A 13,936-nucleotide genomic window follows, 5' to 3' on the forward strand; every position below is an offset into this window, starting at 1 on the left:
TCAGCACTTGATGCCCACATGCAGCGCCACCACCCCGGCGCTGAGGTTGTGCACATCAACGTGGCCGAAGCCGGCCGCCTTCATCATGGCCTTGAGTTCCTGCTGGCCCGGGTGCATGCGGATCGACTCGGCCAGGTAGCGGTAGCTGTCGGCATCGCCCGCCACCAGCTTGCCGAGCATGGGCAGCACCTTGAACGAGTACCAGTCGTAGGGCTTCTGCAAAGGTTCGGCAACCTTCGAGAACTCGAGCACCAGCAGTCGCCCGCCCGGGCGCAGTACGCGGCACATCTCGGCCAGCGCACGCTCCTTGTGCGTCATGTTGCGCAGGCCAAAAGCCACGCTCACGAGGTCGAAGCTGCCGGTGGCGAACGGCAATGACTCGGCGTCGCAGATCGACGTCGGCAGCGCCAAACCCTTGTCGAGCAGGCGGTCACGGCCCTGACGCAGCATTGCCTCGTTGATGTCGGTGTGAACCACGGTGCCACGCGGCCCCACCTTTGCTGCAAACGCCTTGGCCAGGTCACCGGTGCCGCCGGCGATGTCGAGAACCTTGTCGCCCTCGCGCAACGCGGCCACGGCCACGGTGTAGGCCTTCCAGGCGCGGTGCATGCCGAGCGACATCAGGTCGTTCATCACGTCGTAGCGCGACGCCACGGAATCGAACACGCCGCGCACCTTGCCGGCCTTCTCGGCCTCGTCCACGGTCTGGTAGCCGAAGTGGGTGCTGCTCATGTCACGCTCCAATCAGTGGTGGTGCCCGCAGCCGGGGGCAGGGGCGGCCGGCATCGGATCGTCGCGGCTGGCGCCGGCCTGGCGCAGGCGCTCTTCGTAGTCGCGCCACAGCCGGGCCTCTTGCGAGCCTAGAAAGTAGAGGTACTCCCACGAAAAGATGCCGGTGTTGTGGCCGTCTGAAAACGTGGGCTGCACCGCGTAGTTGCCGACCGGCTCCAGCGACACCAGTCCCACGAGTCGCTTGCCGGTCTGCAGCGTCTCCTGCCCCGGGCCGTGGCCCTTGACCTCGGCCGAGGGCGAATACACCCGCATCAGCTCGAATGGAATGCGGAACTGCTGCCCATCGGCAAAACCCACCTCCAGCACCCGCGACTGCTGGTGCACGGTGATGGAAGTCGGCTGAGGGGCGGTCATGGGCGCTTGGACGGTTGGGGCACGGGCGGTGGGACAGGCAGTGTAGTCCAGCGGTGGCATGGGCTGTGCTATAAGGTGATCACCTTAGATTTTGCTTTCCCGCAGGACCAATTCCATGAGCGCCTCCACCGACTTCCAGCCCATTCACTCCGCCATGAAACGCTATGTCGACGGCAACCTGCTGGCAGGGGTCTCGTGCGCGGTGCTGCGCGGGCAGGACCTGCTCGATGTGCACCACGTCGGCCTGGCCGACAAGGAAAACGGCGTACCGATGCGCGACAACACGATCTTCCGCGCCTTCTCCAACACCAAGCTGATCGCCACGATCGCGGCGCTGCAGTTGTGGCAGGCCGGCAAGTTTCAGCTCGACGACCCGATCGAGCGATTCATCCCCGCCCTCGGCAAGCGCCAGGTGCTGCGTGCCGGTGCCACCTCGCTCGGCGACACCGAGCCGGCCGCCCGCTCCATCATGATCCGCCAGCTGATGAGCCACAGCTCGGGCCTCAGCTACGGCCTGTTGGACCCGGGCACGCTGCTCTTCAAGGCGTACTCGGACAGCCAGGTGCTCTCGCCGCTGCTCAGCCTCTCGCACATGATGGAAGCCCTGTCGGGCCTGCCGCTCGCCAGCCAACCTGGTACCCGCTGGGAATACTCGGTCGCAAGCGACGTGCTGGCGCGCCTGGTCGAGGTGCTGAGCCAGCAACGCTTCGGCGACTACCTCCAGGCCAAGGTGTTCGAGCCGCTCGGCATGGTCGACACCCGGTTCGTCGTGCCGGCACAAGACCTGCCGCGGCTGGCCGCGATGTACAGCGGCGCCGACCCCACCAAGCCCCTCGCCCCCGGGCTCACCCGCAACGACGACTGGCCCTACCCCAAGGCCTTCACCGTGCCGGTGCCCAGCCAGTCCGGTGGCGGTGGGCTGGTGACCACCCTCCCCGACATGGTCGCACTGATGCGCAGCCTGATGCCGGGGGGCCCAGCCCTGCTCAAGCCCGAGACGGTCGCGCTGATGATGAGCAACCAGCTGCCCGAAGGTGTCTCGATCCGCTTCCCGACCGTCGGCCCGGTGCCGGGCAAGGTATTCGGCCTGGGCGGCGCGATCACGGTCAAGCCGGGCGCCTACGACCCGCCGGGCAGCCTCGGCGAATTCGAATGGGGCGGCATTGGCGGCACGCACTGGTGGATCAACCCGCGGCACAACATCGCGGGCCTCGCGATGACGCAGCGCCAGCACGGCTTCTGGCACCCCTTCTCGTTCGAGTTCAAGCGCCTCGCCTACGCGGCGCTCGGGCACTGATCAGGCGGCGTCGAGCGCTGCCGCCACGGCGGCGTCGAGGGCGTCGAGCGGCAGCGCCAGCCGGGCCACCGCCGGTGGCATGACCTCGCGCTGCCGCGGCCCCCAGACGGGCTGCGGAAAGTGGCTGTCCCAGTCGAAGCGGGCGATGACGTGCCAATGCAGGTGCGGAACCATGTTGCCCAACGCCGCCAGGTTGACCTTGGTCGGCCGCAGCCGGCTCAGCAGCACCGATTCAACCACCGCCACCAGCTGCATGCAGCGCTGGCGCGCCTGCGGGTCAAGGTGGGAAAACTCCGCCACGTGCCGCTGGCACACCACGCGATAGAAGGCCGGGAAGGCCTCGTCGGCGACCCGGATCACACGCCAGTCGCCCTCCTGCCACACGAGTTGGCCTCCGGGGGTCTGGCACAGCTCGCACGTCAACGGTGCATCGGGAAGGGGCTGGAAAGGGTGTGTCATGGGCACATTGTTGAGGGGATTGTCAGGCCGCCGAAACAGCCTGACAGTCGGCACGATCGCAGGAGGAGCCGGCCGCGCCGCGACATCACACAACACTCGAACGAGACCTTGGCCGCCACTGGAGGGAATGTCTTGAGCAACGCAATTTCACCCGATCTGATCTACGACGTCGGCGCCCACCGTGGGGAGGACAGCGACTTCTACCTGAAGCTGGGCTATCGGGTGGTCGGCGTCGAGGCCAACCCCGACCTGGCGGCCGAGTTGAAAAGCCGCTACCGGCAGGAAATCGAGCGCGGTACCTACGCCGTCGTCGACAAGGCCATCAGCGAGCAGCCGGGGACGATCAGCTTCTGGGTCAACAAGAAGCTCTCGGTCTGGGGCACCGCTGACCCCCACTGGGCCAAGCGCAACCAGGGCATGGGCGCCGATTCCGAGGAGATCAAGGTCCCGAGCGTGCGCTTCTCCGAGGTCGTCCGCCAGCACGGCTGCCCGCACTACCTGAAGATCGACGTGGAGGGCGCCGACATGCTGTGCGTGCGCGCCCTGCTCGACATGCCCTGCCGGCCGACCTACATCTCGGTCGAGTCGAACAAGACCTCCTGGCGCGAGCTGATGGCTGAGTTCGACACCTTCGAGCGCCTCGGCTACCACCGCTTCAAGGTCGTCGACCAGCGGCTGCACCGCAACGGCCGGTACAAGGACCGCAGCGGCTCGACGGTCGAGCACACCTTCGTCGGCGGCACCACCGGCCCGTTCGGTGAAGACCTCGACGGCCCCTGGCTGACCAAGCAGCAGGCGATCCGCACCTACATCCCGATCTTCATCCTCTACAAGACGATGGGCGACAACACGCTGCTGCGTCGGCTGCTGAAGAACGTACCCTTCCTGCGCCGTCTGGTCGACAAGGTGAGCTGGTACGACACCCACGCGCTGCACGGGTAGAGCGCCGGGCGCGGCGGCCGCGCCACTCGCAGCCGCTCGATAAGATGGCCGACCCCTTCTTTTCGAGCGCACCCCATGACCGCACCCACCTTGAACCGCCGCCTGCTGGGCCTCGCCCTGGCCGGCGCTCTCGTTGCCCCCGCCCTCGTGCACGCGCAGGCCTGGCCCAGCAAGCCGGTGCGCTGGGTGGTCGCCTACCCGGCGGGCGGCGGCTCCGATTTCCTGGCGCGCCAGCTCGCGCCGCAACTCGGCAAGCAGCTCGGCCAGCCCCTCGTGATCGACAACCGCCCGGGTGCGGCCGGCATCATCGGCACCGACAACGCGGCCAAGTCGGCCCCCGACGGCTACACCATCGTGACCGGCGACAACGGGGCGATGGTGTTCCACAGCGCGATGTACAAGAAGCTGCCCTACGACCCGAAGGACTTCGTGCCGATCGGCTTCATGGCGCGCTTTCCGCTGATCCTCGCCGTCAACCCGGGCGCCGGCTTCGCCACCGGCAAGCAACTGCTCGACGACATCAAGCAGAACCCCGGCAAGTACAGCTACGCCTCACCGGGCGTGGGCAGCCCGCACCACCTCGCGATGGAGCTGTTGAAAGACCGCACCAAGAGCTTCGTCGTGCACGTGCCCTACCGCGGCACGGCGCTCGCGGTGCAAGACGTGATCTCCGGCCAGGTGCCGATGATGGTGCTCGACACCGCGGCCGGCCTGCCGCAGATCCGCGGCGGCAAGGTCAAGGCGCTGGCGGTGATGTCGAAGAAGCGCATCCCGTCGCTGCCCGATGTGCCCACCCTCGACGAACTGGGCGTGAAGGACTTCGAGGTCACCGCCTGGCAAGGCCTCTTCGTCCCGAAGGGCACGCCGGCCGACATCACCACGCGTCTCACGGCCGAGATGAACAAGGCGATCGGCACGCCCGAGGTGAAGGCCAAGCTCGAAGACTTCGGCCTGGAGGTGACACCGTCGGACGGCCCGGCGCTCGCCGCCTTCCTGCAAAAGGAGACCGCGTTCTGGCACGCGCTCATCAAGGAGCGCGGCCTGTCGGCGGAGTAATCAGACCAGCACTCGTTCTATGCCGCCGTCGTTGGCTCGTTCGACGTATTCCGGCATCCAGTCGGGCCCGAGGATCTGGTTGGCCATCTCGACCACGATGTAGTCGGCTTCGAGCAGGCCGTTCTGCAGGTCGCCTTCGTAGCGGCTCAGGCCCATCATGCAGCTGGGGCAGGACGTCAGCATCTTGACGTTCTCGCCCTTGGCCACCGAGCCGTTGGCACGCAGCGCGGCCTCGCCCTTGCGGATCTCTTCTTCCTTGCGGAAACGGATCTGCGTCGACACATCGGGGCGCGACATCGCCAGGCCACCGCTCTCGCCGCAGCAGCGCTCGCTCTTGATCACGCCGTCGCCGAGCAGCGCCTTCACCGTCTTCATCGGCTCCTGCAGCTTCATCGGGCTGTGGCAGGGGTCGTGGTACAGGTAGCCGCCGCCATTGGACAAAGTGATGCCCTTCTCCAGCAGGTACTCATGGATGTCGATGATCCGGGAGCCCGGGAAGATCTTGTCGAACTGGTAGCCCTGCAACTGGTCGTAGCAGGTGCCGCAGCTCACCACCACGGTCTTGATGTCGAGGTAGTTGAGCGTGTTGGCCACGCGGTGGAAGAGCACCCGGTTGTCGGTGATCATCTTCTCGGCCTTGTCGAACTGGCCTGAGCCGCGCTGCGGGTAGCCACAGCAGAGGTAGCCCGGTGGCAGCACCGTCTGCACGCCTGCATGCCAGAGCATGGCCTGCGTCGCGAGGCCCACTTGCGAGAAGAGGCGTTCCGAGCCGCAGCCCGGGAAATAGAACACGGCCTCGGTGTCGGCCGTGGTCGCCTTCGGGTTGCGGATGATCGGGACGTAATCCTTGTCTTCGATGTCCAAGAGCGCGCGTGAGGTCTTCTTCGGCAGACCGCCCGGCATCTTCTTGTTGATGAAGTGGATGACCTGCTCCTTGATCGGGGCCGGGCCGACGGTGGAACGTGGCGCGCTCGTCTGCTTCTTCGCCAAGCCACGCAGCACCTGGTTGGCCAGGCGCTGGGCCTTGAAGCTCAGGTCGGTGAGCGTGTGGCCGATGCGGATGGCCTGCGGGCTCGTCACGCCGATGAAGGCCGACTGCAGCGCCGCCGCCGGGCGGAAGCTCTTCTTGCCCATCTTGCGCAGGAGGTTGCGCATGTTCATCGACACGTCGCCGAAGTCGATGTTGACCGGGCACGGCGTCAGGCACTTGTGGCACACGGTGCAGTGGTCGGCCACGTCCTCGAACTCTTCCCAGTGCTTGATCGACACACCGCGGCGCGTCTGCTCTTCGTAGAGGAAGGCCTCCACCAGCAGCGAGGTCGCGAGGATCTTGTTGCGCGGGCTGTAGAGCAAATTGGCGCGCGGCACGTGCGTGGCGCACACCGGCTTGCACTTGCCGCAGCGCAGGCAGTCCTTCATCGAGTTGGCGATGTCGCCGATGTCGCTCTGCTGCATGATCAGCGACTCGTGCCCCATCAGGCCGAAGCTCGGCGTGTAGGCGTTGGTCAGGTCGGCCTTCAGCGAAGGATCGCGCAGCAGCTTGCCTTTGTTGAAGCGGCCTTCGGGGTCGACACGCTGTTTGTAGGCGGTGAAGTCGGCGATCTCCTCGTCGGTGAGGAACTCGAGCTTGGTGATGCCGATGCCGTGCTCGCCCGAGATCACGCCGTTGAGCGAACGCGCGAGCTTCATGATGCGGGCCACGGCCTCGTGCGCCGTCTGCAGCATCTCGTAGTTGTCGCTGTTGACCGGGATGTTGGTGTGCACGTTGCCGTCTCCGGCGTGCATGTGCAGCGCCACCCACACCCGGCCGCGCAGCACTTCCTTGTGGATGCGCTGGGCTTCGTCGACGATGGGCTTCAAGGCCGAGCCGGCAAAGATGGACTGCAGCTTGGCGCGGATCTGCGTCTTCCACGACGCGCGCAGAGAGTGGTCTTGCAGGTCGGCGAAGAACGTGCGGCCGCTGTCGGCGTTGTTTTCGTCGAGGTGGGTCAACCAGTGGTGCCACAAGTCGCGTACTTCGCGCAGCAGCGTGAGCGCCTGCTGCACACGGTCTTCCAGCAGCTCGGCGCTCGGGATCTCGCCCGCGTCGTCGCTCTTGCCGAGCGGCAGGTTGCCGCGCTCGAAAAACGCCTGCAGCGCATCGACCAGCGCCAGCTTGTTGCGCAAGCTCAGTTCGATGTTGAGGCGCTCGATGCCGTTGGTGTACTCGCCCATGCGCGGCAGCGGGATCACCACGTCTTCGTTGACCTTGAAGGCGTTGGTGTGCTTGCTGATCGCGGCCGTGCGCTTGCGGTCGAGCCAGAACTTCTTGCGCGCATCGGCACTCACGGCCACAAAGCCTTCGCCGGCCCGGCCATTGGCCAGGCGCACCACTTCACTGGTGGCGCGGGCCACGGCGTCGGGGTCGTCGCCGGCGATGTCACCGATCAGCACCATCTTCGGCAAACCGCCACGCTTGCTCTTGGTCGCGTAGCCCACGGCCTTGAGGTAACGGTCGTCGAGGTGCTCCAGGCCCGCGAGGATCGCGCCACCGGGCTTCTTCGCTTCAGCGAACATGAAGTCCTTGATCTCGACGATCGAGGGCACCGCATCGTGCGCGTTGCCGAAGAACTCCAGGCACACCGTGCGCGTGTGCGCCGGCATCTTGTGCACCACCCAGCGCGCGCTGGTGATGAGGCCGTCGCAGCCTTCCTTCTGGATGCCGGGCAGGCCGGCGAGGAACTTGTCGGTGACGTCCTTGCCCAGGCCTTCCTTGCGGAAGGTGCGGCCGGGGATCTGAAGCGTCTCCGTGCGCTCCAGCGTCTTGCCCGACGCGTCGTAGTAGCGCAGCTCGAAGGTCGCGGTCTCGACGTCGTGGATCTTGCCGAGGTTGTGGTCCAGGCGCACCACCTCCAGCCACTTGGCCTCGGGCGTGACCATGCGCCAGGAGGCGAGGTTGTCGAGCGCCGTGCCCCACAGCACGGCCTTCTTGCCACCGGCGTTCATCGCGATGTTGCCGCCGATGCACGAGGCCTCGGCCGAGGTCGGGTCGACGGCGAAGACATGGCCGCCGCGCTCGGCGGCGTCGGCCACGCGCTGGGTGACCACACCCGCTTCGGTCCAGATGGTGGCCACCTCGCGGTCGAGCCCGGGCAGCTTGACCATCTCGATCTCGGTCATCGCCTCGAGCTTCTCGGTGTTGATGACCGCGCTGTTCCAGGTCAGCGGCACGGCGCCACCGGTGTAGCCGGTGCCGCCCCCACGCGGGATGATGGTGAGGCCCAGCTCGATGCAGCTCTTCACCAGCGCCGCCATCTCGGTCTCGGTGTCGGGCGTGAGCACGACAAAGGGGTACTCGACGCGCCAGTCGGTCGCGTCGGTCACGTGCGACACGCGCGAGAGGCCATCGAACTTGATGTTGTCCTTCGCGGTGTGGCGGCCCAGCACGCGCGTGGCCTTGCGGCGCAGCTCGGCCACGCGGTCGAAGAGTTCGGCAAACGACTTCACCGCGCCGTGCGCCAGCGTCAGCAGTTCGCCGACCGAGGCGTCACGAGAACCATCGCCCTCCGGCTTGCGGCGCGCCTGCACCTCGTTCAGCCGGTGGTTCAGCGCCTCGATCAGCTGCTTGCGGCGGCGCGGGTTGTCGAGCAGGTCGTCCTGCAGGTACGGGTTGCGCTGCACGACCCAGATGTCGCCCAGCACCTCGTACAACATGCGCGCCGAGCGGCCGGTCTGGCGCTCGTCGCGCAGCCGGTTCAGGAGTTCCCAGGCCCGAGAGCCCAGCAGGCGGATGACAATCTCGCGATCCGAGAACGACGTGTAGTTGTACGGAATCTCGCGCAAACGCGGCGCGTGAGGCGCCGCGTTTGCGGCGGCAATCTGGTCGAGCGGAATGGGTGCGTTCATGGATTCCAGGCGACCCTCTCGCCTGCTCTGCACTTGGACGCGAATGATACCGCCCCCCTCTCGCCGCCCCGGGGCAGCAGGCGCATGGCCCTCTCGGCGGGTTATCCCCGTTGATCGGCGTGCGTGCCCACGACATAAACACGCCTGTCACAAGCCAGACCCACACTGCCTGGTTGGCCAAAAGCCAGCCCGACACCCTCTTTGGAGACTCCATGAAAAAGACAGCTCGCCTCGCTCTCGCCGCGCCCTTGCTCGCACTGGCGCTGGCCGCACCCGCCCACGCCCAGGTCGAAATCCAGTGGTGGCATTCCATGACCGGCGGCCTGAACGACTGGGTCATCGACCTGGCCAACGGCTTCAACGCCAGCCAGAAGGACTACAAGATCGTCCCCACCTACAAGGGCCAGTACGACGAGTCCATGACCGCGTCGATCGCCGCGTTCCGCGCGGGCAACGCCCCGCACATCGTGCAGGTGTTCGAGGTGGGCACCGCCACCATGATGGCCAGCAAGGGGGCCATCGTGCCGGCCGGCAAGGTGCTGGCCGATGCCGGCTACAAATTCGACCCGAAGGGCTACATCTCGGCCGTGGTCGGCTACTACACCGCGCCCAACGGCCAGATGCTGAGCTACCCGCTCAACAGCTCCACCACCGTGCTCAACTACAACAAGGACGCCTTCCGCAAGGCCGGCCTCGACCCCAACAAGCCGCCATCCACCTGGCCCGAGCTGGTGTCGGCTGCCGCCAAGCTGAAGGCCTCGGGCATCACCTGCCCCTTCACCACCAGCTGGCAGGGCTGGACGCAGCTCGAGAGCTTCTCCACCTGGCACAACACGCTCTTCGCGAGCCAGAACAACGGCTTCGGCGGCAACGGCGCGCGCCTGCAGGTCAACAGCCCGCTGCACGTTCGCCACATCGAGAACCTGGCCAACATGGCCAAGCAGGGCCTCTTCGTCTACCGCGGTCGCAACAACCTGGGCGATGCACCTTTCTACTCGGGTGAATGCGCGATGGCGACCGCCTCGTCGTCCACCTACGCGAGCATCAAGAAGAATGCCAAGTTCGACTTCGGCATCGCGCCCCTGCCCTACTACCCCGACGTGCCGGGCGCGCCGCAAAACACCGTCATCGGCGGTGCCTCGCTGTGGGTGATGTCGGGCAAGAAGCCGGCCGAGTACAAGGGGGTGGCGGCGTTCTTCAACTACCTGAGCGACCCCGAAGTGCAGGCCAAGAGCCACCAGCGCACCGGCTACCTGCCGGTGACGATGGCGGCCTTCCAGCTCACCGAGAAATCGGGCTTCTACAAGCAGAACCCGGGCACCGACACGGCGGTCAACCAGATGATCCGCAAGACCACCGACAAGTCGCGCGGCGTGCGCCTGGGCAACATGCTGCAGATCCGCGCCGTGGTGGACGAAGAGCTGGAGCAGGTCTGGGCGGGCAAGAAAGGCGCGAAGGAAGCGCTCGACAGCGTCGTGAAACGGGGCAACGAGTTGCTGGAACGCTTCGAAAAAGCCAACAAGTGATGTCGACCCCCACGTCGCTTCGCTCCTGCCCCCCGAGGGGGCTCAGCCCGGGCTTGGGGCGGCCCGGCGCCCGGGCTGCCTGACGTGGCCTCTGAAAAACGCGTCGTCTTCCGCTCGGCCTGGCTGCCGTGGGCCCTGGTCGCGCCGCAGGCGGCGGTGATCGGCGCGTTCTTCTTCTGGCCGGCGGCGCAGGCGCTGCTGCAGTCGTTCCAGCAGTCCGACGCTTTCGGCACCTCCACCGAGTGGGTCGGGTTCGAGAACTTCCAGCGCCTCTTCGCCGACGACACCTACGTCGCAAGCTTCAAGACCACCGCCATCTTTTCGGTGCTGGTGGCGGGGCTGGGCCTGAGCGTCTCGCTGCTGCTGGCGGTGTTTGCCGACCGGGTGGTGCGAGGCGCCCTCGTCTACCGCACGCTGCTGATCTGGCCCTATGCGGTGGCGCCGGCGGTGGCCGGTGTCTTGTGGCTTTTCATGTTTGCGCCGTCGATCGGCATCGTGTCATACGCGCTGCGGGCCTTCGGCATCGACTGGAACCACCTGCTCGACAGCGACCACGCGATGACGCTCATCGTGCTGGCCGCGGTGTGGAAGCAGATCTCCTACAACTTCCTCTTCTTCCTGGCCGGGCTGCAGAGCATCCCCCGCTCGCTGATCGAAGCGGCGGCGATCGACGGCGCGCGCCCCTGGCGGCGCTTCTGGACCATCCAGTTCCCCTTGCTCTCGCCCACCACCTTCTTCCTCTTCGTGATCAACGTGGTCTATGCCTTTTTCGACACCTTCGCCATCGTCGACGCGGCCACGCAGGGCGGCCCGGGGAAAGACACCGCGATCCTCGTCTACAAGGTCTACTACGACGGCTTCAAGGCGATGGACCTCGGCGGCTCGGCGGCGCAGTCGGTGGTGCTGATGGGGATCGTGATCGCGCTCACCATCGTGCAGTTCAGATTCGTCGAAAAGAAGGTGAGCTACTGATGGTCGAACGAAGACCCACCCTCGGCATCCTCGCCCACGTCGTGCTCATCCTCGGCGTGCTGATCGTCGCCTTCCCGCTGTACGTGACCTTCGTCGCCTCGACGCAGACGGCCGAGCAGATCGTGCAGACACCGATGTCGCTCGTGCCGGGCAACCAGCTGGTCGAGAACTACACCGCGGCGCTCAAGGGCACCGGCATGGGTGCGGCATCAAACGCGCCGGTCGGCCGGATGATGTTCATCAGCCTCGTCACCGCGCTCGTGATCGCCTTCGGCAAGATCGCGATCTCGCTGCTGTCGGCATTTGCGATCGTCTACTTCCGCTTCCCGTTCCGCATGACCGTGTTCTGGGCCATCTTCGTCACGCTGATGCTGCCGGTGGAGGTGCGCATCGGGCCGACCTACCAGGTGGTGTCCGACTTCGGCATGCTCAACACCTACGCCGGCCTCACCGTCCCGCTGATCGCCTCGGCCACCGCCACCTTCCTCTTCCGCCAGTTCTTCCTCACCGTGCCCGACGAGCTGGCCGAAGCGGCTCGCATCGACGGCGCCGGCCCGATGCGCTTCTTCCTCGACGTGCTGGTGCCGCTCTCGGCCACGAGCTGCGCGGCGCTCTTCGTCATCCAGTTCATCTACGGCTGGAACCAGTACCTCTGGCCCCTGCTCGTGACCACCGACGAAAGCATGTACCCCGTGGTGATCGGCATCAAGCGCATGATCAGCGGCGGCGATGCTGCCACCGACTGGAACATCGTCATGGCCACCGCCGTGCTCGCGATGCTGCCGCCGGCCGTGGTGGTGCTGCTCATGCAGCGCTGGTTCGTCAAAGGCCTGGTCGACACCGAGAAATAGAACATGGGCGCCATCTCACTACGCAAGGTCATCAAGCAGTACGGCAAGGGGCCGAAGGCCAACCAGGTCATTCACGGTGTCGACGCCGAGATCGCCGATGGCGAGTTCATCGTCATCGTCGGCCCGTCGGGCTGTGGCAAGAGCACGCTCTTGCGCATGGTCGCGGGCCTGGAAGAAATCTCTGGCGGCGAGATCGCCATCGGCGGACGGGTCGTCAACGACGTCGAGCCTTCCGAGCGCGACATCGCGATGGTGTTCCAGAACTACGCGCTCTACCCGCACATGACGGTGTTCGAGAACATGGCCTATGGCCTGAAGATCGCCAAGGTGCCGAAGGACGAGATCAAGACCCGCGTCGACAAGGCCGCCGCCATCCTGCAGCTGGCGCCCTTTCTCGCCCGCAAGCCACGCGAGCTGTCGGGCGGCCAGCGCCAGCGGGTGGCGATGGGCCGCGCCATCGTGCGCCAGCCGCAGGTGTTCCTGTTCGACGAGCCTTTGTCGAACCTCGACGCCAAGCTGCGCTCGCAGACGCGCATCGAGATCCGCAAGCTGCACGCCGATCTGGGCGTGACCTCGCTCTTCGTCACGCACGACCAGGTCGAGGCGATGACGCTCGCGCAGCGCATGATCGTGATGAACGCCGGTCGCATGGAACAGTTCGGCACGCCGGAAGCGGTGTACGCACGCCCGGCGACCACCTTCGTCGCGGGCTTCATCGGCTCGCCGCCGATGAACCTCGTGCCCGGCCGCGTCGAAGGCCAGAACTTTCTGCTCGACGGCCTGAGCCTGCCGCTGCCCGCACCGGCTCCCCGGCAGGGCGAGCTGATCCTCGGCCTGCGGCCCGAGCACACCGCGCCGGCCGCCACCGGCTGGCCGCTGAAGGTCGAGCTGGTCGAGATGCTCGGCGCCGAGCGACTGGTGCACGGCCTGCTCGGCCACCAGCCGTTCACGCTACGACTGGAGGGCACGGCCGTGGCGCCCGAAACGGGCAGCACCGTGTCGCTGCACGCGCCGGCGGCGCAGCTGCATTGGTTTGACCCGGCCACGCAACGGCGGGTGGACGCCGCATGAACGTGTGGCCCTATCCGACGTGGATCGCCCATCGCGGCGCGGGCAAGCTCGCGCCCGAGAACACGCTGGCCGCGTTCCGGCTCGGCGCCTCGCACGGCTACCGCGCCTTCGAGTGCGACGTGAAGCTCTCCGCCGACGGCGTGCCCTTTCTGCTGCATGACGCCACGCTGCAGCGCACGACCCCCGCAGAAGGTCTTGCGGCCGACCGCACGTGGTCGGAACTGTCGCGCCTCGATGCGGGCGGCTGGCACAGCCGCGCCTACGCGGGCGAGCCGCTGCCCACGCTCGATGCGATTGCCGCGTACTGCATCCGCAACCGCTTCGCGCTCAACATCGAGATCAAGCCGACCCCCGGCCATAACGAAGCGACCGGCCGCGTCGTCGCCGACCACGCCGCCGCGTTGTGGGCCGACGTGCCGGTGAAGCCGCTGCTCAGCTCTTTCCAGCCCGATGCGCTGGCCGCCGCACGTGCGGCACGCCCTGAGCTTCCTCGCGCGCTGCTGCTCGACAGCCTGCGCGAAGGCTGGCTGGCCGAAGCCCTGGCACTCGACTGCGTCGCCATCGTGGCCAACCACCGGGTGCTCGATGTCGATGCCATCGCCCAGGCCCACGGCCGCGGGCTGAAGGTGTTGAGCTACACCGTCAACGAAGCCGAAGATGCGCAGCGCCTGCTCGACGCCGGCATCGACGGGCTCATCACCGACGCGGTGGACCGCTTTTCGCCTCAATAG

General features: G+C 66.7%; 12 protein-coding genes. 8 read left to right on the top strand and 4 right to left on the bottom strand.

Features of this window, described 5'->3' with window-relative positions:
• Both ubiE and LRS03_RS12150 read right to left on the bottom strand, forming a co-directional pair.
• Positions 1-732 carry a bifunctional demethylmenaquinone methyltransferase/2-methoxy-6-polyprenyl-1,4-benzoquinol methylase UbiE gene (gene ubiE / locus LRS03_RS12145; protein ID WP_257825675.1) on the bottom strand — a complete coding sequence of 244 codons (732 nt, stop codon included), beginning with the start codon at positions 730-732 and terminating at the stop codon, positions 1-3.
• A 12-nt stretch (positions 733-744) separates the two neighbouring features.
• The gene (locus LRS03_RS12150) at positions 745-1,146 is read right to left on the bottom strand and encodes a gamma-butyrobetaine hydroxylase family protein (protein WP_257825676.1); all 402 of its coding nucleotides are present in this window, start codon (positions 1,144-1,146) and stop codon (positions 745-747) included.
• A gap of 115 nt (positions 1,147-1,261) precedes the next feature.
• On the opposite strand from LRS03_RS12150, the gene LRS03_RS12155 reads away from it, so the two are divergent.
• A complete protein-coding gene (locus LRS03_RS12155) occupies positions 1,262-2,443 on the top strand; it encodes a serine hydrolase domain-containing protein (RefSeq protein WP_257825677.1) in 1,182 nt (393 codons plus the stop codon).
• Here the strand turns inward: LRS03_RS12155 and LRS03_RS12160 are convergent, their stop codons facing one another.
• Entirely contained in the window at positions 2,444-2,902 is a 459-nt protein-coding gene (locus LRS03_RS12160) for an HIT family protein (protein WP_257825678.1), read from the bottom strand.
• 132 nt (positions 2,903-3,034) lie between these two features.
• Between LRS03_RS12160 and LRS03_RS12165 the strand changes: the two genes are divergently transcribed.
• Both LRS03_RS12165 and LRS03_RS12170 read left to right on the top strand, forming a co-directional pair.
• Complete coding sequence (locus LRS03_RS12165; RefSeq protein WP_257825679.1) at positions 3,035-3,844, top strand: FkbM family methyltransferase; 810 nt, start codon at positions 3,035-3,037, stop codon at positions 3,842-3,844.
• Between the two features lie 75 nt (positions 3,845-3,919).
• A complete protein-coding gene (locus tag LRS03_RS12170) occupies positions 3,920-4,900 on the top strand; it encodes a Bug family tripartite tricarboxylate transporter substrate binding protein (protein WP_257825680.1) in 981 nt (326 codons plus the stop codon).
• Here the strand turns inward: LRS03_RS12170 and LRS03_RS12175 are convergent, their stop codons facing one another.
• On the bottom strand, positions 4,901-8,785 hold the full coding sequence (locus LRS03_RS12175; protein ID WP_257825681.1) for an FAD/FMN-binding oxidoreductase: 3,885 nt from the start codon (positions 8,783-8,785) through the stop codon (positions 4,901-4,903).
• Positions 8,786-8,997: 212 nt separating this feature from the next.
• Here LRS03_RS12175 and ugpB point away from each other — a divergent pair, with 212 nt between their 5' ends.
• The 5 genes from ugpB to ugpQ all read left to right on the top strand — a co-directional run bounded on the left by ugpB (position 8,998) and on the right by ugpQ (position 13,936).
• Positions 8,998-10,311 carry a sn-glycerol-3-phosphate ABC transporter substrate-binding protein UgpB gene (gene ugpB / locus LRS03_RS12180; RefSeq protein WP_257825682.1) on the top strand — a complete coding sequence of 438 codons (1,314 nt, stop codon included), beginning with the start codon at positions 8,998-9,000 and terminating at the stop codon, positions 10,309-10,311.
• An 84-nt stretch (positions 10,312-10,395) separates the two neighbouring features.
• Positions 10,396-11,283, top strand: coding sequence for a sn-glycerol-3-phosphate ABC transporter permease UgpA (gene ugpA / locus LRS03_RS12185; RefSeq protein ID WP_257825683.1), 888 nt, complete (start codon positions 10,396-10,398; stop codon positions 11,281-11,283).
• Positions 11,283-12,134, top strand: coding sequence for a sn-glycerol-3-phosphate ABC transporter permease UgpE (ugpE, locus tag LRS03_RS12190; RefSeq protein ID WP_257825684.1), 852 nt, complete (start codon positions 11,283-11,285; stop codon positions 12,132-12,134). Before ugpA ends, ugpE begins: the two co-directional genes overlap by 1 nt.
• A gap of 3 nt (positions 12,135-12,137) precedes the next feature.
• Complete coding sequence (locus LRS03_RS12195) at positions 12,138-13,205, top strand: sn-glycerol-3-phosphate import ATP-binding protein UgpC (RefSeq protein ID WP_257825685.1); 1,068 nt, start codon at positions 12,138-12,140, stop codon at positions 13,203-13,205.
• Complete coding sequence (ugpQ, locus tag LRS03_RS12200; protein WP_257825686.1) at positions 13,202-13,936, top strand: glycerophosphodiester phosphodiesterase; 735 nt, start codon at positions 13,202-13,204, stop codon at positions 13,934-13,936. The genes LRS03_RS12195 and ugpQ overlap by 4 nt, the downstream gene beginning before the upstream one ends.

The sequence above is a fragment of the Rhizobacter sp. J219 genome, assembly GCF_024700055.1.
Lineage (GTDB): Bacteria > Pseudomonadota > Gammaproteobacteria > Burkholderiales > Burkholderiaceae_C > Rhizobacter.